Here is a 17,004-nt window from a genome sequence, read left to right on the forward strand (position 1 = left end):
CAGCGGCCATCTCAGACCCGGTCATTTCGGGCCCATGCGGATGGCACCGTCGAGGCGGATTGTCTCGCCGTTGAGCATGGCGTTCTCCACAATGTGCGCGGCGAGGTTCGCGTATTCGGCCGGCCGGCCCAGCCGTGAGGGGTGCGGCACCTGCTGGCCCAGGGAGTCCTGCGCCTCCTGGGGCAGGCCGGCCATCATGGGAGTCTCGAAGATGCCCGGCGCGATGGTGACCACCCGGATCAGCGAGCGCGCGAGTTCGCGGGCAATCGGCAGCGTCATGGCGGCGACGGCGCCCTTGGAGGCGGCGTAGGCGGGCTGGCCGATCTGCCCGTCGAACGCGGCAACGGAGGCGGTGTTGATGATGACGCCACGTTCGGGGCCGCCGAGTTCCGTGGCGGCGGGCTCGGTGGCTGCCATGGCGGCCGCGGCGAGGCGGATCACGTTGAAGGTGCCCACGAGGTTGATCTGGATGACGCGGTTGAAGGCCTCCAGCGGGAGGACGCCGCCGCGGCCCAGGACCTTGCCGGGGGTGGCGATCCCCGCGCAGTTGACCACGATGCGCAGCGGGCCCAATGCTGAGGCGGCGTCGACGGCGGCCTGCACCTGCGCCTCGTCCGTGACGTCGGCCGGGACAAAGACGGCCCTGCGGCCGCCTCCGGCAGCAGCTTCTCCGGCGCCGGCAGCGGCGGATGCGGTCAGTTCGGCGGCAAAGGCGTCCCCGGCGGAACCCGGCAGGTCCACGAGGACCACCGACGCGCCGGCGTCGAACAGGCGCCTGGCCGTGGCCGCTCCGAGACCGGAGGCCCCGCCCGTGATCAGCGCGACAGTACCCTTGATGTCCATCCATCCTCCTTGATGTGGAACCGAACCCCGGCGGCGAAGCCTCGACGCGGGCGGCGCCTGCAGAGGCGGCCCGCGGGGAACATTAGTTAGTGAATGTTAACTGGAATGCGGCCAATGCGCACCTTTGGGCCGCACACGCCGAGGGCGCAGTCACAGTCGCGGGCCGGACGGGCTCCCGCGATTACGCTTGAGCCATGACCCGAGCCGACGCCTCCGCCCCCAACTGGTCCTTCCGTGCGGACGAGGCCGCCCGCTCAGTGACCAGGCTCTTCGGGCAGCGGCTCTTTTTCCTCCCCGGCACCCACATCGCCGCGATCCTCCGGCCCTCGGGCCGGCTGAAGAACCTGTCCCGGCCCTGGCACTACTGGTGGCAGGCACACTACCTGGACTGCCTCGTGGACGCCGGCCGCCGGGAACTGGGGCCCCCCGGGCATCCGGGAGCCAAGTTCGACGGCGAGAACCGGCCCAGCGCCGGCCGGCTCGCCTCCCGGCTCGTCACAGGCATCCGGCTGCGCAATTTCCTCACGGTGGTCAACAACTACTACGACGACATGGCCTGGCTGGCCCTTGCCACGCTCCGGCTGGACAAGCTCGCCGAGGACACCCGCAAACACACCGGCCGGGAGCGCAACGCCAAGGTCCTGCAAAGCCTGACCCTGCAGTTCGACTCCGCTTCCACGGACGACCTCGGCGGCGGTACATTCTGGAGCACGAAGCGCGACTTCAAGAACACCCCCGCCACCGCACCCGTGGCCCTCTACTACGCGCGGACCGGCAACCGGACCAAGGCGCAGTCCCTGCTGGACTGGCTGGACGCCAGACTCTACGAGCCCAGACAGGGCCTGTACCGCGACGGCCTCCGGATTTCGGGAACGGGCGAGGCGGTGCTGGAAGAGACCATCTACACCTACAACCAGGGGCCCGTCCTCGGCGCCCTGCTGGAACTCGGGGGCGAGCCCAACCTCGGGCGTGCGGCCGCACTGGTGGACGCCGTGGCGGCCAACCTCACGCAGCCGGCCCCGCTGCTGGGCCGCACCGCCGCGGTGCTGCGCTGCGAGGGAACGGGCGACGGCGGGCTCTTCACGGGGATCCTCGTCCGCTACCTGGCCCTCGCCGCCGTCGACGAACGCCTCCCAGCCGAAACCCGGGCCACGGCGGCGGCGCTCGTGAACGATACGGCGGAGGCCCTCTGGGAGGGCCGCCGGATCCTCCCTCCGAACGACCGCCTCGCGCGCCGCGGCAGCCATCTGGTCTTCTCCGACCGCACCGACGCGCCGGCACGCCGCAGTTACCCGGAAGGCGCCGCCGTCGAGCTCTCCACGCAGCTGCAGGCCTGGATGGTGCTGGAGGCGGCCGCCTCGATCGCGCAGGCGCCCGCCCGATAACCCGGCGACAATTACGTCACGCAATAGTATCGTAATTGATGTGATCCTCATCACTTAAACCAGCCTCAGGTTGGTCGCTTAGGTTTGGCTAACCTACAGTCTTTCTTAGTGAGCATGCCCTAACTTCCCCGCTCACGGGGGGCAGGGCACTACGACGACTTCCTTGTAGAAAGTAGCCCCATGAAGATCCGCACCAACGCGCTGGCGGGCATCGCCCTGGCCGCCACTGCCGCCCTGGGCCTGGCCGCCTGCGGCTCTGGTTCCTCCGCCACGGCCGGCAGCAGCGCAGCCGCCAACGGCTCCGCCGCCGGCGAGATCACGGTCTATAACGCCCAGCACGAATCCCTGACCAAAGAGTGGATCGACGCCTTCACCGCCGAGACCGGCATCAAGGTGACCGTGCGCCAGGGCGACGACACCGAGATGTCCAACCAGATCGTGCAGGAAGGCCAGGCCTCACCGGCGGACGTCTTCCTCACCGAGAACTCCCCCGCCATGGCCCAGGTGGAAAACGCCGGCCTCTTCGCGGATGTGGACAAGGCCACCGTGGACCAGGTTCCCGCCGAATTCCGCCCCTCCACCAACAAGTGGACCGGCATCGCGGCCCGCTCCACCGTGCTGGTCTACGACAAGAACAAGATCAGCGCCGACAAGCTGCCCAAGTCCATGCTGGACCTGGCCAACCCCGAGTGGAAGGGCAAGTGGGCTGCCTCGCCGTCGGGCGCCGACTTCCAGGCGATCGTCTCGGCCCTGCTGGAACTCAAGGGCGAAGCCGCCACTGAGGCCTGGCTCAAGGGCATGAAGGAAAACTCCAAGCCGTACAAGGGCAACAGCACGGCCATGAAGGCCGTCAACGCCGGTGAAGTCGACGCCGCCCTGATCTACCACTACTACTACTACGGCGACCAGGCCAAGACCGGCGAGAACTCCAACAACGTCACGCCGTTCTACTTCAAGAACCAGGACCCGGGCGCCTTCGTCTCCATCTCCGGCGGCGGCGTGCTGAAGTCTGCCAAGAACGCCGCAGCGGCCCAGTCCTTCCTGAAGTTCATCACCGGCAAGAAGGGCCAGGAAGTGCTCCAGAAGGGCACCTCCTTCGAATACGCTGTCGGCTCGGACGTCCCGTCCAACGACAAGCTGGTTCCGCTCAAGGAGTTGCAGGCCCCCACCGTGGATCCCGCCAAACTCAATTCCGCCAAGGTCACCGAGCTGATGACCCAGGCAGGACTGCTGTAGCCGCAGTGACTAACAAGCTGGCGGTCCCAGGTCCCTCTGGGGATTTGACGACTGACACGACGACGGCGGGCAGGGGTAAACGCCCCCGCCCGCCTTTCGGCGTCTCTGTCGTGTCCATCATCGCGGTCCTGATCGCCCTGTTTTCCCTGGTGCCCCTGGCCTACGTGGTCTTCATGACAGCCTCCACCGGCTGGGACACCGCAATGGCCCTGATCTTCCGCCCGCGCGTGGGCGAACTCCTGCTCAACACGGTGCTGCTGACCGTGGTGACGGTGCCGCTGTGCCTCGTCCTGGGCGTCGGCGGCGCGTGGCTCGTCGAACGCACCAGCCTTGTGGGCCGCAAGTGGTGGGCCGTGCTGCTCGCCGCCCCGCTGGCCATCCCCGCCTTCGTCAACAGCTACGCGTGGGTTTCCGCGGTGCCGTCCCTTGGCGGGCTGTGGTCCGGGGTCCTGATCGCCACCCTGTCCTATTTCCCGCTCGTGTACATCCCGGCCGCCGCGACGCTCAGCCGCCTGGACCCGGCGATCGAACAGTCCGCCGCCTCGCTCGGCCTCGGCGCCTGGCGCGCGTTCTTCCGTGTGGTGCTCCCCCAGCTGCGCATCGCCATGACCGGAGGCGGGCTGCTGGTCGCGCTGCACCTGCTGGCCGAATACGGGGCCTTCGCGATGATCCGCTTCGACACCTTCACCACCGCGATCATGGTCCAGTACCAGTCCACGTTCAACGGCACCGCCGGGAACATGCTGGCCAGCGTGCTGGTGTTCCTCTGCCTGATCCTGCTGCTCGTGGAGGTCCGCAGCCGCGGCAGCGCCCGGTACGCCAGGATCGGCTCCGGGGCCCAGGCACGCGCCTTGCGGCTGCCCCTGCACGCCTACCAGCTCCCCGCCCAGCTGTCCCTGATCGCCCTCACCGGGCTGGCGTTCGGGCTGCCGCTGACGTTTGTGCTGCGCTGGATCGTCGCCGGCGGCCCGGAAATCTGGGCTGCCGAGGAATTCATGCCGGCCCTCCTGCAGACCTTGGCCTACGGCCTCGCGGCGGCCGTCGCCACCACCGTGGTCGCGTTCCCCATGGCTTACCTGGCCGTGCGGCGTCCCGGCTGGTTCAGCAAGTCCCTGGAGCTGTCCAACTACATCACCAGCTCCATGCCCGGGATCGTGGTGGGCCTGGCCTTCGTGACCGTGAGCATCCGGATGGTGCCCAGCATGTACCAGACGTCAGCGCTGCTCATCGCGGCCTACGTGCTGCTGTTCCTCCCCCGGGCCCTCGTGAACATCCGCTCGGGGCTGTCCCAGGCACCGAAGGAACTCGACGAGGCCGCCCAGGTGCTCGGCAAGCCGCCGCTGCTGGCCTTCCTGCGCGTGACGCTGCGGCTCACGGCCCCCGCCGCGGCTGGCGGCGCGGCCCTGGTGTTCCTGGGGATTGTCAACGAGCTCACCGCCACCCTGCTGCTCTCGCCCAACGGAACCCGCACCCTCGCCACCGAGTTCTGGAGCAAGAGCAGCGAGATCGACTACGCTGGCGCCGCCCCCTATGCGCTGCTGATGATCCTGATCTCGGCGCCCATGACCTATCTCCTCTTCCAGCAGTCCAAGAAAGTAGCCGGACAGTGACCGATGTTTACCCGTCGCGTGAGGCCCCCTCGCGCCTCCCCGGGCCGCGGGTCGCGGCTTCCGTGGCCACCAGCACCAACAGCCACCTGGAAATCGACGCGGTCACCAAGAACTTTGGGCCCCAGGCCGTCCTCAAGGGAGTCAACCTCTCCGTTGCCAAGGGCGGAACGACGGCGATCGTGGGACCCTCCGGCTCCGGCAAGACCACGCTCCTGCGCCTGATTGCCGGCTTCGAGCACCCGGACACCGGCAGCATCTCGCTCAACGGAAGCAAGGTGGCCGGGGAGAACGCCTGGGTCCCCGCCCACAAGCGGCACGTCGGCTACGTCGCCCAGGACGGCGCCCTGTTCCCGCACCTGACGGTCGGGCAGAACATCTCCTTCGGCCTGGACGCCACCCAACTGCCCGGCGGGCGCCGCGGCGTCAAGGCGCGGGTGGGCGAGCTGCTGGAAATGGTCTCACTGGACCCGGCCATGGCCAAGCGCCGCCCGCACCAGCTCTCCGGCGGCCAACAGCAGCGGGTTGCCCTCGCCCGGGCGCTGGCCCGCAAGCCCGCGCTCATGCTGCTGGACGAGCCCTTCTCCGCCCTGGACGCCGGCCTGCGGGTGGCCACCCGCCGCGCCGTGGCCCAGGTCCTGAAGGACGCCGGCGTCACCACGATCCTCGTCACGCATGACCAGGCCGAGGCGCTGTCCTTCGCCGACCAGGTGGCCGTGATGCGCGGCGGCAAGCTGGCCCAGATCGGCAACCCGTTCGTCGTCTACACGCGCCCGGCTGACCGCGCCACCGCCGAGTTCCTGGGCGACGCCGTGATCCTGGATGCCTGGATGGAAGGCTCCCTGGCCACGTGTTCGCTCGGCGGGATCCCCGTGCGCCGCCCGCCGGCCCAGGGCCGGGTCCAGCTGATGCTGCGGCCCGAGCAGATCCGCATTTCCGAGGACGGCCCCATCCGCGGCACGGTGGTGGACACGGACTACTTCGGCCCCGAAACCACGGTGCGGCTCCAACTCCCCGTCCCGCCGGTCCTTGCCGCCGGCGCCATCCCGGACCACCGCTACCCCGGCGGCGGGGAAATCATCACGATCCGGCACTGGAACGCCTCGATCGCCCGCCCCGGCACGGAGCTGCGGCTTCGCGTGGTGGGCGAAGCTGTCGCCTTTCCGATGGATGAGCAGCCGTAACGTCGGGATTCGGCATCCTGAAGCGTCTGTGCCCGAAGGCTCACCCGCGACGGGTGATTCCAGAGTGACTGGAGCGGTTGTCCGGGCGATGGGTTGACCGGTGATGCCCCGCGCACGAGAATGCGAACCATGAGTGATCATCGCGGCCTTTCCGAGCCGGCTCCGTTCACCGCCGGTGACTTCGCCGATCGGTTGCGGCGAGCAGCCCACGCCGCCCAGGATGCCGGGCTCGACGGCATCCTGGTCACTCCCGGACCGGACCTGCTGTACCTCACCGGGTATGCACCCGTGGCCATCACTGAACGCATCACCATGCTCGTGATCCCCGTCGACGCGGAGCCCGCCATGATCGTTCCGAGGCTCGAGAGGCCCGACGCGGAAGCGGCCGCCGGCGCCTCGAATCTGCGGATCACCGACTGGACCGACGGGAGCGACCCCTACACGGAATCTGCCACGCTGATGGCCGGCACCGGACGTTATGCCGTCTCTGACTCGGCCTGGGCCATGCACCTCCTCGGCCTGCAGCATCGACTGCCCAAGTCGTCCTACGTCTCGATGACGACCGCCCTGCCGATGCTTCGGGCGATCAAGGATGACGACGAGATCGAGCGGCTGGCGGCGGCCGGCGCGGCCGCAGACCAGGCGTATGAGGAGATCGTCACCGTGCGGTTCGCTGGGCGCAGCGAGACCGACGTCGGTTCTGATCTCGCCGACCTGCTTCGCCAGTTCGGTCATTCGCAGGTGGACTTCACCGTCGTCGGTTCGGGTCCGAATGGAGCCAACCCTCACCACGAGATCGGCCCGCGGATCATCGAGGACGGGGACATGGTGGTGCTCGACTTCGGCGGCCTCAAACACGGCTACGGATCAGACACGACGCGGACCGTGCACGTCGGCGAGCCCACCGCCGAGGAGCGCGAGGTTCACGACATCGTCAGACTCGCGCAGCAGGCCGGGTTCGAGGCCGTGCGTCCAGGCGTCGAGTGCCAGGAGATCGATCGCGTGTCCCGGGCGGTGATCACTGAAGCCGGCTACGGCGACTACTTCATTCACCGCGTCGGGCACGGAATCGGGCTGACGACTCACGAGCCGCCGTACATGGTCGAGGGCGAAACCCAGATCCTCCACCCCGGCATGTGCTTCTCGATCGAACCCGGAATCTACCTGCCGGGCAGGTTCGGCGTACGGATCGAGGACATTGTGACGGTCGTTCCCGACGGCGGACGGCGACTCAATCAGACCTCGCACGAGATGAGAATCGTCCACTAGTCAGCCGACCTGGTCCACGATCTGGCGTGGCCTCGGAACGAGACCGCTTCTGAGAGTCCTCAGGAGCGATCTCGTATTGGCCAGGCTGAGCGCCAGTCAGAACCCATGCGACCACCGATGCCGCCGTCAGGCGCGGTTCAGTGTCCATCGGGCAACCTTGATCTAAGTTCTTCTGCATGGGAAGCGATGGCCTGACGCTGGTCTCGGGTGAATCTTCTGGCCTGCATGTCGAGGACTGCCCGGCTGGGCACTTCTCCCACGCCCAACAGTTGACCCACGCGACGGATTGCTTCGTCCAAGTCCTCTGAATCCTCAATCACCTGGAAGACCTCGTCCCGCCGATCCATCGCCTGCACCAGAGCCTCGACGATCATCAACTGCTGTTCCCTCATCTGCCGGTCATGCTCATCCATGCCGCGATTCTTGCACGACCGCAGTCTTGGAGCATTTCCGTCCAGTTTGGGGATCGGCTTACGGGCGCTAGTGCGACACCGAGCGAGTTGTTGAGCTGGCCCCTCAGGTCAGGCCACGGCGGGGACTGGGGGGATGTCGTGTGTCCGGTTGGCGCGGCCCTTGACGAGGAAGATGGCAAGGAGCGCCAGGAGTATATAGGCCCAGTTGAAGAGCCCCGCGAGTGATATCAGTTCTTCCGCCCCAGCTGTGGCTGAGGTGGCGTCGATCCCACCGGTGGCGAGGAACGTTGTGGGGTCTGTGGCGGCATGCAGCAGGATGGCCCACGTGATCCGGCCCGTCGCGCGCATGGAGAGGTACATCATGGCACCGAATCCAAAGGTGTAGACGACGGTAACGGCAACAACCAGGGGGGCCATTCCGGTGAGGAGGTTTCCGCTGTGCAGCAGCGCGAAATACAGGGATGACAAGACAAAGACCAGTCGTTCGCCATAGCCGCCGTTTCGGAGCATGTTCACTACTATTCCTCGCGTGGCGAGTTCTTCAGTGAACCCCACACACAATCCGAAGAACGCCATAACCAGAACAAGCCCGATGGAGTAGGCGGACCAGTTGGTTGCCATCAGCCGTAGGAAGATTGGGATGACGACGAGGAGGACTGCGACCCACATCCAGGCCTTCCCGCGGACGGGTTGGGGACCGAAGATTTCCTTGACCCAGCCGAGAGAGCGAGCGAAGAGAAAGAGGAGTATTCCCGAGAGCAAGATAGGGAGTGCTAAACCTAGGAATGCGCTGAGCGGATCGCTCAGCGGGCTTCCCAGGTCGATGGAGCCCCCAACCAGTGCACCTATTCCCAGCCCGATCAGTTCGTACACGCCCCAATACACGGCGACGATCAGGAGCGCTTTCCACCACGTCCCCCGGTTCCAAAACCGGACCCACGTAGAACTGTTATTTTCCATGATTAGAACTTCCCTCCCCGTTCGTTCCCCCACTTAGTCGGGCCACCACGCTAAGAATAAGCGATCGAGCGGAAGCGAAAAGTTCTCTCTGATGTTCGGCAAATCATCTTTGGCCACCATGGCAACGTGACGAAGAGCGACCGCCAAGATGGTTCTGATGAACCCGATGGAAGCGTCCCGTAGGTCGGACACACGACGAAGCTAATCGGCTACGCACGCGTTTCGACGCGGCCGCAGTCCACAGCCCGGCAGCCCGGCAGCCGGCGGCCGACGCCATGACCTCCTAGGCGGTCGGCAGCGGGCTGTGGCGCATTGAGACCGCCCAGTGCCCGGCATAGGGTAGGCGGATGACTGTTCAGCCCGGCCTGCACCGCCAACTCTGCTCCGTTGCCGCCCCCACCCAGCTGTGGCTCGATCCTGACGGCCGCCTGGCCGGCGAGGTCAAACCGCCCGGAGCCGGTGACTCCGCTGATCCGGCCGGGTTCACCGGGCTGCTCCACGGCGACACCCGGATGCTCTGCCGGGCGCTCGTGCGCGTCAACGGACTGGAACCCGAACCGGCCACCGTCGAGGCCGAGCCCGGCGGCGTCCTGCGCGTCCGGGGCCTGGTCCGGGGCATCCCGGGACCCACGGAGGATCCCGCCGTCGAGCTCCTCCAGACCTGGACAGTGACGCCGGGCGTGGTGCGGCACACCCTGCAGCTGCGCACCTCGCTGGATTCCCTCGACGTCGAAATCGACGTAGCCCTCGCGGCCGACTTCACCGACATGGCCCAGATCCGCCTCAGCCGCTTCCGTGACCCGTCCGCGCCGGTCTCTGCCGATGAGTCCACGCTGCGCTGGCAGGAGGGTGGCAAGACCCTGGCGGTCGCGGCCCCCGGCGCCGTCACCCCGGAAGGCCACCTCGCCTGGCGCGGAACCCTGGGCCGGGGCCGGCCGTTCGAGGCCGAATGGCAGGCCGTCCTCACCGATGACGATGACGCCGTGGTGGCTGCCCGCCCGCCCGCGGCCCGGCATCCGCGGACCGGACCGGCCGGGGCCCTGGGCCTGCTCCTGGATAACTCCCTCGATGACGTGGCCGGGCTCCGCCTGGCCACCCGCCAGCTGCCGGACGCCCCGTTCATCGCCGCCGGGGCGCCCTGGTACTTCACGCTGTTCGGACGGGATTCGCTGTGGGCTGCGCGGCTGCTGCTGCCTCTGGACACCGGCGCGGACAACGGGCTGGCGGCGGGCACCCTGCGCGCGCTGGCTGCTTTCCAGGGCACCCGGACGGACGCGGCGGCCGCCGAGGAACCCGGCAAAATCCTGCACGAACTGCGGTCCAAAGAACTGGTTCTTGAAAGCCAGAACCTGCGCCTGCCGCCGGTGTACTTCGGGGCGGTGGATTCCACCCCGTTGTGGCTTTGCCTGCTCGGGGAACTCTGGCGCACCGGCCGGGACGAGGACGCCGTGCGGTCGCTGCTGCCGAACGCGGCACGCGCCGCGGAGTGGCTGCTCGCCGCCGGCTCCCCGGTAGACGGCGCAGCCGGCAACGGCGGGTTCCTCAGCTACCGTGACTCCACGGGCCACGGCCTGAGCAACCAGGGCTGGAAGGATTCCCGGGACGCCATGCAGTTCCGCGACGGCCGGCAGGCCGAGGGGCCCATCGCCCTGTCCGAGGTGCAGGGCTACGCGTACCAGGCAGCCATGGAGACGGCGGAACTGTTCGACGCGTTCGGGGAACCGGGCGCTCAGGCGCTGCGCGACTTCGCCGCGGCCCTGCGGCTCAGGTTCCGGGAGCGCTTCTGGGTTGAGGACGACGGCGGGCCGTTCCCGGCCATGGCCCTGGACGGGCACGGGGTCCCCCTGGACATCCCGGGCTCAAACATGGGACATCTGCTGGGCACGGGCATCCTGGACGCGGCCGAAGCCCGGATCGTCGCGGACCGGCTGGTGAGCCCCGAGCTGTTCTCCGGCTACGGCGTGCACACGATTTCGCGGCGGGCCGCAGGATTTTGGCCCTTCAGCTACCACTGCGGCTCGGTCTGGAGCCACGACACCGCCATCGCGATCCGCGGCCTCCTGGCCGACGGTTTTGTCGCAGAGGCACGCACCCTCGCCGACGGCCTGATCGCGGCGGCGGCCTCCTTCGGGCACCGGTTGCCGGAGGTGTTCGCCGGGGTGCGGGCCGAGGACTCGAGCGTCGCGGTACCGTATCCGGCGTCGTGCCACCCGCAGGCGTGGTCCTCAGCCTCGGCGGTGGTGATCGCCCAGGCGATGGGCGTCGGACTCTGACGGTCCCGCCTCCACTGGGTGTTGCCCGGACGGGGCCGCGGCGGCGCGCAGCCCGTCGGCCAGGATAACGATCCCGGTAACGGCGAGCGCCAGGCCCATGGAGGCGAGCACGTCCGTCAGCCAGTGGTACCCCAGGTACAGGCGGCTGAAGGCAACCACCAGTGTCCCGGCAGCCGCTGCCGCGAAGCCGAGCACCGACGTCGTCCGTTTGCCCGTCCGCGTGCCGCGGGCCGCCAGCAGCAGGTAGCTGAGGACGCACAGGAAGACGCCGGCCCCGAAGGTATGGCCGGAGGGAAAGGACAGGGCGTCGTCCGGTCCCAGCATGAAGCCGCTGGCGGCGGGCCGGCTCCGGCCGACGTCGTGCTTCACCAGCGTGGACACCGCGAAGGTCGCCGCCATGGCGCCGACCAGCAGGGCGGGACGCCAGACTTCACGCTTGAAGACCGCCCAGGCCAGAGCCACGGCGCAGCCGATCACCGTCATCCACAGCGGCGACGTCACCGTGGTCACGGCCGCCAGGATGGCGGTGGCCAGTGGGGTCCGGGACGCCACGATTCCGTCGTGCACGGGCCCGTCCAGGTCAGCCACGCCGCTGTTCGACTGCACGGCGGCGAGCACGGTCCAGAAGATCGTCTCGCCCGCAATTAACAGGCCCGCAGCCACGAAGAAGAGCCGCTGCTGGGACGGCAGCGGCAGGCGGGCAGGGGGTCGCGGGGCACGCTGGGCAAGGAGCATTCGCCCAATCCTGCCAGAGGCAACTCCCCGCAGCCAGCAAGGGCGCTGGGAATTCTCTGGGATGCGCGGCGGGCGAGCGCTACGGTTCCGGGGGACGCCTGGTCTGCGGGTAGGGCGTGTCGAACCTGGCCAGCATCTCCACGAACCCGGCGATCTTCCGCTCCCGGGTCGAGGCCTGCTTGACCGAGTTGGTGCGGTAGATCAGGGCATACCGGTTCACGGACGTCAGGACCTCGAACATCGCCTGCGCCCGCGGCTCCGCCGCGATGGCGGCGGCGAGGTCATCCGGGACCTCCGCCGTCGCCGCGCCCGAATAGGCGGCCTCCCAGCGCCCGTCCGCCTTGGCGGCGGCGACGGCCGCCTGCCCGGCGGGGGCCATCCGCCCTGCCGCCTCCAGGCGGTCAATCCGCTCCACGTTCCGGGCCGACCACACGCTCTTGGGTCCCCGCCGGGTCATCCGCTGGAACGAGCTTTCCTCGTCCCGGCGCCGCCCCTGCCCGTCGATCCATCCGAAACACAGCGCCTCCTGCAGCGCGGCCTCGTAGTCCAGCTCCGTCACCGATCCGCCCTTCTTGTGCAGCACGAGCCACACCCCGGGACTCTGCGCATGGTGCTGCTCCAGCCAGGCGCGCCACTCGGCGGCGTCCTTCACCAGCAGTTCCTCCAGTTCAACAGCCATGGCCCCATTGTGCCCTGCCGTGCTGACCGGAGGGGTGCTTTGGTGGCACCATGTCAGGAGGAGCCAAAAACCGTCCCTCGCAAGGAGATCCCATGCTGCGCGTCCGCCCGATCCACTACACCTCCCGCATGGACCAGTGGGAGGGCCTGCTGTCCGCCCTCGGCATGGTGCGCACAGTCGACGACGGCAACTGGCAGGAGTTCGACGCCGGCTCGGGCCGCCTCGCGCTGCACCGGGTAGCGGCGGGTGCCGCCGGGGCTGATGCCGGGGACGGTGCCGGTGCCGGAATGGTGCTCGACGGAAAGACGGACTTCGGCGTCGAGGTCGGGGACCTGGCAGAGTTCGCGCGCCGCACCAACGCCGCCGCTGGGGAGGGCGGGACTGCCCCGGCCGAGCTGGTCAGCGCCCGCCACGGCGATACCTGCCGGATCACGGGCGGGGACGGGTTCGGCTTCTTCGCGGACAAGGCAGCCCACGGCGCACAGTGCGCGGACGCCGACCCGGCCCTCGCCGTCGTCGAAGTCTGGTTCACGCCGGACGCGGCCGCCGCCGAGCAAACCCTGCGGAACATGGGCGCCCGGCTGCGGCCTGCCCCGGACGACGACGAAACCGCGGATTTCACGGCGAAGAACGGCGGCGTGCTGATGGTCCGGCCCGCCAGCGGCGCGGCCCGGACCGGCCTGGGGTTTGAATACACCGGCGACCTCGCCGGCCTGCGGGACCGCCTCGCGGCCGCCGGCCACCGGGTCAGCCTGACGGAAGAGGCCTTCGGCCGGACCCTGCACGTGGCCAACCCGGACGCCGCTGACGTGCCGGAGAACCCCCACGGGGCGATGCTCTGGATCTCGCAGAAGCCCGAAGGCGCCTGAGGCGGAAGCGTGGCGGGGTGACCGGTTGCCACGCTGTCAGTGCCGTGACATTGGGTATCTGCCCATTTCGGAGGGCCTAAACGGGTGGAAACTTCCATTGAAAGGTGATCTGCAGCACGTCAGAGTGAGAGGGATCCGGCGACCGTCGCCGTCGATCATCACCTCCCTCGCATCCTGGAGCCCTCATGACCCAAACCAGCGTCGACCCACGCAAGGCCTTCTCTGACATCGGCAAGATGCGAAAAATCGCAGTTGCCAGCGTCATCGGCACCACGGTGGAGTGGTACGACCTCTTCCTCTTCGCGACCGCTTCCGCCCTCGTGTTCAACAAGATCTTCTTTCCGAGCTTTGATCCGCTGGTGGGGACGATGTTGGCGTTCGGCACTTTCGCTGCCGCCTATGCGGCGCGGATCGTCGGCGCCGCACTGTTCGGCCACTTCGGCGACCGGATGGGGCGCAAGTCAATGCTGCTGACCTCGCTGCTGACGATGGGTGCCGCCACGTTCGCGATCGGTCTTCTGCCGGACTACGCCACGATCGGGATCGCGGCGCCCATCCTGCTGCTGACCCTTCGAGTCATCCAAGGCCTGGCTTTGGGCGGAGAATGGGGTGGCGCGGTCCTCATGGTGGTCGAACACGCCCCGAAGGAAAAGCGTGGATACTACGGGTCGCTCGTCCAGGTCGGGGTCCCCGGTGGGACCTTGATCGCCAACCTCGTCTTCTTGGTGATCGCGGCCGTCATGCCGGAACAGGAACTCCTGGCATGGGGCTGGCGTGTGCCGTTCCTAGCCAGCGTCCTGCTGGTTGCCATCGGCCTCTACATCCGCCTCACTCTCGAGGAGACTCCCTCGTTCCAGGCGGTGAAGGACGCCGGAGCCAAAGCCAAAATCCCACTGGCGGAACTGCTGCGCAAATACTGGAAGCAAGTCATCCTCGGAGCACTTGCTACGGTATCGACCGGCACCTCCTTCAATATCCTTGTCGCCTTCGGACTGACCTACGGCAAGACTGAACTGAAATATTCCACTAACACGATGCTCTGGGCCGTACTCGTTGCATGTGTCGTGGGGCTCGTGATGCTCCCGGTCTTCGGTCGCATGTCCGACCGCTTCGGCCGGAAGCCGATCATTGTTGGCGGCATCATCGCGGAGATCGTCCTGGCGTTCCCCATGTTCTGGCTGATGGATACGAAATCCATCGCAGGCCTCATGTGCGCCTATGTCCTGATGATGACCGCATTCTGTGCCAACTATGGCCCCATCGCCACTTTCCTGGCCGAACTGTTCGGTTCCCGGGTCAGGTACTCCGGTCTCTCCGTCGCCTACATGCTGGCCGGATTGCTGGGCAGTGCCATCACTCCCGTTGTCACCACTGCATTGCTGAAGGCCACCGGCCAGGGGTCGTCAGTGGCGTGGTTCCTGATCGGTTCCGCGGTGGTGTCCCTCGTCGGCCTGCTACTGCTTTCCGAGACTCTGCGCTCCAATCTCGATTCCGTCCATGAGGCCCCAGTCCGGGCCGCTTCGACCTCTGACCCCGAAGAAGTACGGGTGGGTTCATGAGGCGCCTTGATACCGTACGCGGCGTCGCCGCGCCCAAGGGCGCCGCCTCCCCGGCCGTCGTAGCCAATGGCTTCGTATTCGCGTCGGGGCAGGTCCCCGAGGCCGCGGATACGAACGAACCGCCAGCTGACTTCGCCGATCAGGTGCGACTAGTGCTCTCGAATCTGTCCGCGACTCTGGAGGCCGCCGGCTCAAGCCTGAAGCATGCCGTGAAAATCACGACGTTCCTGACGGATCCGCGGCTGGCGGAGTACAACGAGGTTTATTCCGAGATCTTCGGTGACGAACTGCCTGCCCGAACCACGGTCATGGTGGCCGGCGGCGAATTCGCCATCGAAGTCCAGTGCATCGCCGCGGTCCCCGGCCCTGATCACACGGGCGGGATTCGCAGAATTGCGAACGCTCCGGGCATGGCGCCAGTCCTGGGCCCGTACTCCCAGGCCGTGATTGCTAACGGCTTCGTCTTCACCTCAGGTCAGATCCCCGCGCGCAGCAGCATGGCGGACCAGCCGGAGGATTTCGGCGGCAAAGTCCGCCAGACCCTGAACAATCTGGAGTCCGTCCTCATCGAGGCCGGCTCGGGGCTGGACCTGGTCGCAAAGGTCACCACCTACTTGACGGATCCGGACCAGCTCGATGAATATAACGGAATCTATGCGGACTTCTTTGGTTCATGCCTGCCGGCACGCACCTCGTGTTGCGTAGACATCTGGGATATTGCGCTCGAGATCGAATGTATTGCGGTCGTTGCCCCAGATCCGGGGCCGGAGGATCCGTCCCGCGCTGGGCGTACCCAGGACGAGGTGGCGACGTCATGAAAAGACTCGCCTCTTTCCCAGGCCTGGCCCCGGCCATCGGACCGTTCTCGCAGGCAGTCGTAGCGGGCGGCTTCGTTTTCACTACCGGACAGATTCCGTTGATTTCCGGCACGGATGACAGGCCGGCCGACTTCGCCGGATCGGTCCGGCAGGTCCTCAGCAACCTGGAGACGGTACTGCTCGGAGCCGGCTCATCCCTGGAGCACGTCGCCAACATCACGACGTACCTCAGCGGTCCGGACCAGTTCGAGGAGTACGACAGCATCTTCGCCGAAGTCTTCGGCGCCCAGCTGCCCGCCCGGACTTCCGTCTGCGTGGGTATCTGGGACTTCACTTTCGAAATCCAGTGCATCGCAGTCCTAACAGACGGCGTCGGAGCATGAGGTCGGCACAGATGGCGCTGGATGCCGAACTGGTCCGGCGCCTGCGCTCAGTCAGTTTTCCCACCATTGGGCATTTCCTGGAAGAGGGCTTCCTCGACTCGGGCATCCGAGCCCTGCTCCGCGACGTCCGGGTTGTGGGGCGGGCGGTCACCGTGCGGGTGGCCGAAGCGGACGCTTACGCCACCAACCGGGCCCTGGCGCTGCTGGAACCCGGCGATGTCCTGGTGATCGAGACCGGGGGCGACCTCGCCCATGCGCCGGTAGGGGCCGTCACGGGGTGCGCAGCGATGTGTCGGGGTGCGGTGGGAGTTGTCGTCGACGGCGTCGTGACGGATGTCGTTGAGCTTCGGGCAGCAGGCCTGCCTGTCTTCGCCCGCGGCACGAGCGTCCTGACCGCGAAGCGGATCGCCAGCCCGCGCAGTGCCGTCAATGTTCCTGTCTTGTGCGGCGGCGTGATGGTAAACCCCGGCGACGTGGTGATGGCGGATGACAACGGGGTCCTGGTCCTGTCCGCCGACGAGGCTACAGCCGTCGTGGACGCGGCCCTCGCCGCCGACCGGGCGGAGCCAGCGATCCTGGCTCGGCTCCGGTCCGGGGAACCGATTAGCGATGTTCTTCCCGGAGGGCCCTCGCTCACCTAGGTGTACTGCCCAGGGACGTTGGTTCGGTGAATGTGATGACTCGCTGGAGTCGTTGACCTAAAGGTGAGGACCTCCGGTTGCACAGTGGAGTTGCTTAGACAACCGCTGCAGCGACCAGGAGGTCCTCAATGTCTCACGCTAATGCCGCTT

Annotated in this window: 16 protein-coding genes; 11 read left to right on the plus strand and 5 right to left on the minus strand. The window is 67.5% G+C overall.

Annotated features, from left to right (window positions below; translation table 11 throughout):
• Positions 1 to 21 precede the first annotated feature (21 nt).
• The gene (locus AC1DDH_RS17690; protein ID WP_476860089.1) at positions 22 to 843 is read right to left on the minus strand and encodes an SDR family NAD(P)-dependent oxidoreductase; all 822 of its coding nucleotides are present in this window, start codon (positions 841 to 843) and stop codon (positions 22 to 24) included.
• Positions 844 to 1,037: 194 nt separating this feature from the next.
• Here AC1DDH_RS17690 and AC1DDH_RS17695 point away from each other — a divergent pair, with 194 nt between their 5' ends.
• From AC1DDH_RS17695 to AC1DDH_RS17715, 5 genes are all read left to right on the plus strand, one after another.
• Positions 1,038 to 2,228 carry a glycoside hydrolase family 76 protein gene (locus AC1DDH_RS17695; RefSeq protein ID WP_476931389.1) on the plus strand — a complete coding sequence of 397 codons (1,191 nt, stop codon included), beginning with the start codon at positions 1,038 to 1,040 and terminating at the stop codon, positions 2,226 to 2,228.
• Between the two features lie 180 nt (positions 2,229 to 2,408).
• Entirely contained in the window at positions 2,409 to 3,464 is a 1,056-nt protein-coding gene (locus tag AC1DDH_RS17700) for an iron ABC transporter substrate-binding protein (RefSeq protein WP_476931390.1), read from the plus strand.
• A gap of 110 nt (positions 3,465 to 3,574) precedes the next feature.
• The gene (locus tag AC1DDH_RS17705) at positions 3,575 to 5,074 is read left to right on the plus strand and encodes an ABC transporter permease (protein ID WP_043436715.1); all 1,500 of its coding nucleotides are present in this window, start codon (positions 3,575 to 3,577) and stop codon (positions 5,072 to 5,074) included.
• Entirely contained in the window at positions 5,071 to 6,255 is a 1,185-nt protein-coding gene (locus AC1DDH_RS17710; RefSeq protein WP_476931391.1) for an ABC transporter ATP-binding protein, read from the plus strand. The genes AC1DDH_RS17705 and AC1DDH_RS17710 overlap by 4 nt, the downstream gene beginning before the upstream one ends.
• 129 nt (positions 6,256 to 6,384) lie before the next feature.
• The gene (locus AC1DDH_RS17715; RefSeq protein ID WP_476931392.1) at positions 6,385 to 7,524 is read left to right on the plus strand and encodes an aminopeptidase P family protein; all 1,140 of its coding nucleotides are present in this window, start codon (positions 6,385 to 6,387) and stop codon (positions 7,522 to 7,524) included.
• Positions 7,525 to 7,661: 137 nt separating this feature from the next.
• On the opposite strand, the gene AC1DDH_RS17720 is transcribed toward AC1DDH_RS17715, so the two are convergent.
• Positions 7,662 to 7,937: a DNA gyrase subunit A gene (locus AC1DDH_RS17720; protein ID WP_476850567.1), complete on the minus strand. Its 276-nt coding sequence runs from the start codon at positions 7,935 to 7,937 to the stop codon at positions 7,662 to 7,664.
• A gap of 108 nt (positions 7,938 to 8,045) precedes the next feature.
• Positions 8,046 to 8,897, minus strand: coding sequence for a lysostaphin resistance A-like protein (locus AC1DDH_RS17725; RefSeq protein ID WP_476860086.1), 852 nt, complete (start codon positions 8,895 to 8,897; stop codon positions 8,046 to 8,048).
• A 347-nt stretch (positions 8,898 to 9,244) separates the two neighbouring features.
• On the opposite strand from AC1DDH_RS17725, the gene AC1DDH_RS17730 reads away from it, so the two are divergent.
• Positions 9,245 to 11,170, plus strand: a complete 1,926-nt coding sequence (locus AC1DDH_RS17730) for a glycogen debranching N-terminal domain-containing protein (protein ID WP_476955967.1) — start codon at positions 9,245 to 9,247, stop codon at positions 11,168 to 11,170.
• Here the strand turns inward: AC1DDH_RS17730 and AC1DDH_RS17735 are convergent.
• Positions 11,123 to 11,905: a phosphatase PAP2 family protein gene (locus AC1DDH_RS17735; RefSeq protein ID WP_476874246.1), complete on the minus strand. Its 783-nt coding sequence runs from the start codon at positions 11,903 to 11,905 to the stop codon at positions 11,123 to 11,125. The two genes, AC1DDH_RS17730 and AC1DDH_RS17735, sit on opposite strands and share 48 nt — an antisense overlap.
• Positions 11,906 to 11,984: 79 nt before the next feature.
• Complete coding sequence (locus AC1DDH_RS17740) at positions 11,985 to 12,584, minus strand: YdeI/OmpD-associated family protein (protein WP_476850563.1); 600 nt, start codon at positions 12,582 to 12,584, stop codon at positions 11,985 to 11,987.
• Positions 12,585 to 12,676: 92 nt separating this feature from the next.
• Here AC1DDH_RS17740 and AC1DDH_RS17745 point away from each other — a divergent pair, with 92 nt between their 5' ends.
• The 5 genes from AC1DDH_RS17745 (at position 12,677) to AC1DDH_RS17765 (ending at position 16,854) form a co-directional block, all read left to right on the plus strand.
• Positions 12,677 to 13,453 (plus strand): VOC family protein, encoded by a 777-nt coding sequence (locus tag AC1DDH_RS17745; protein ID WP_476955968.1) that lies wholly within the window; start codon positions 12,677 to 12,679, stop codon positions 13,451 to 13,453.
• Between the two features lie 185 nt (positions 13,454 to 13,638).
• Complete coding sequence (locus AC1DDH_RS17750) at positions 13,639 to 15,012, plus strand: MFS transporter (RefSeq protein WP_476860082.1); 1,374 nt, start codon at positions 13,639 to 13,641, stop codon at positions 15,010 to 15,012.
• Positions 15,009 to 15,830, plus strand: a complete 822-nt coding sequence (locus AC1DDH_RS17755) for a RidA family protein (protein WP_476860081.1) — start codon at positions 15,009 to 15,011, stop codon at positions 15,828 to 15,830. The genes AC1DDH_RS17750 and AC1DDH_RS17755 overlap by 4 nt, the downstream gene beginning before the upstream one ends.
• Positions 15,827 to 16,213, plus strand: coding sequence for a RidA family protein (locus tag AC1DDH_RS17760; protein ID WP_476860080.1), 387 nt, complete (start codon positions 15,827 to 15,829; stop codon positions 16,211 to 16,213). Before AC1DDH_RS17755 ends, AC1DDH_RS17760 begins: the two co-directional genes overlap by 4 nt.
• On the plus strand, positions 16,210 to 16,854 hold the full coding sequence (locus tag AC1DDH_RS17765) for an RraA family protein (RefSeq protein WP_476860079.1): 645 nt from the start codon (positions 16,210 to 16,212) through the stop codon (positions 16,852 to 16,854). The genes AC1DDH_RS17760 and AC1DDH_RS17765 overlap by 4 nt, the downstream gene beginning before the upstream one ends.
• Positions 16,855 to 17,004: the final 150 nt, after the last annotated feature.

Source organism: Arthrobacter sp. 10T425, assembly GCF_056393985.1.

What these genes read in the sequence shown, in the direction of transcription:
- AC1DDH_RS17755 (WP_476860081.1), top strand. Translation starts at nt 15,009, where the DNA reads ATGAGGCGCCTTGATACCGTACGCGGCGTCGCCGCGCCCAAGGGCGCC.
- AC1DDH_RS17700 (WP_476931390.1), top strand. Translation starts at nt 2,409, where the DNA reads ATGAAGATCCGCACCAACGCGCTGGCGGGCATCGCCCTGGCCGCCACT.
- AC1DDH_RS17760 (WP_476860080.1), top strand. Translation starts at nt 15,827, where the DNA reads ATGAAAAGACTCGCCTCTTTCCCAGGCCTGGCCCCGGCCATCGGACCG.
- AC1DDH_RS17740 (WP_476850563.1), bottom strand. Translation starts at nt 12,584, where the DNA reads ATGGCTGTTGAACTGGAGGAACTGCTGGTGAAGGACGCCGCCGAGTGG.
- AC1DDH_RS17765 (WP_476860079.1), top strand. Translation starts at nt 16,210, where the DNA reads ATGAGGTCGGCACAGATGGCGCTGGATGCCGAACTGGTCCGGCGCCTG.
- AC1DDH_RS17745 (WP_476955968.1), top strand. Translation starts at nt 12,677, where the DNA reads ATGCTGCGCGTCCGCCCGATCCACTACACCTCCCGCATGGACCAGTGG.
- AC1DDH_RS17690 (WP_476860089.1), bottom strand. Translation starts at nt 843, where the DNA reads ATGGACATCAAGGGTACTGTCGCGCTGATCACGGGCGGGGCCTCCGGT.
- AC1DDH_RS17725 (WP_476860086.1), bottom strand. Translation starts at nt 8,897, where the DNA reads ATGGAAAATAACAGTTCTACGTGGGTCCGGTTTTGGAACCGGGGGACG.
- AC1DDH_RS17735 (WP_476874246.1), bottom strand. Translation starts at nt 11,905, where the DNA reads ATGCTCCTTGCCCAGCGTGCCCCGCGACCCCCTGCCCGCCTGCCGCTG.
- AC1DDH_RS17695 (WP_476931389.1), top strand. Translation starts at nt 1,038, where the DNA reads ATGACCCGAGCCGACGCCTCCGCCCCCAACTGGTCCTTCCGTGCGGAC.
- AC1DDH_RS17750 (WP_476860082.1), top strand. Translation starts at nt 13,639, where the DNA reads ATGACCCAAACCAGCGTCGACCCACGCAAGGCCTTCTCTGACATCGGC.
- AC1DDH_RS17720 (WP_476850567.1), bottom strand. Translation starts at nt 7,937, where the DNA reads ATGGATGAGCATGACCGGCAGATGAGGGAACAGCAGTTGATGATCGTC.
- AC1DDH_RS17730 (WP_476955967.1), top strand. Translation starts at nt 9,245, where the DNA reads ATGACTGTTCAGCCCGGCCTGCACCGCCAACTCTGCTCCGTTGCCGCC.
- AC1DDH_RS17715 (WP_476931392.1), top strand. Translation starts at nt 6,385, where the DNA reads ATGAGTGATCATCGCGGCCTTTCCGAGCCGGCTCCGTTCACCGCCGGT.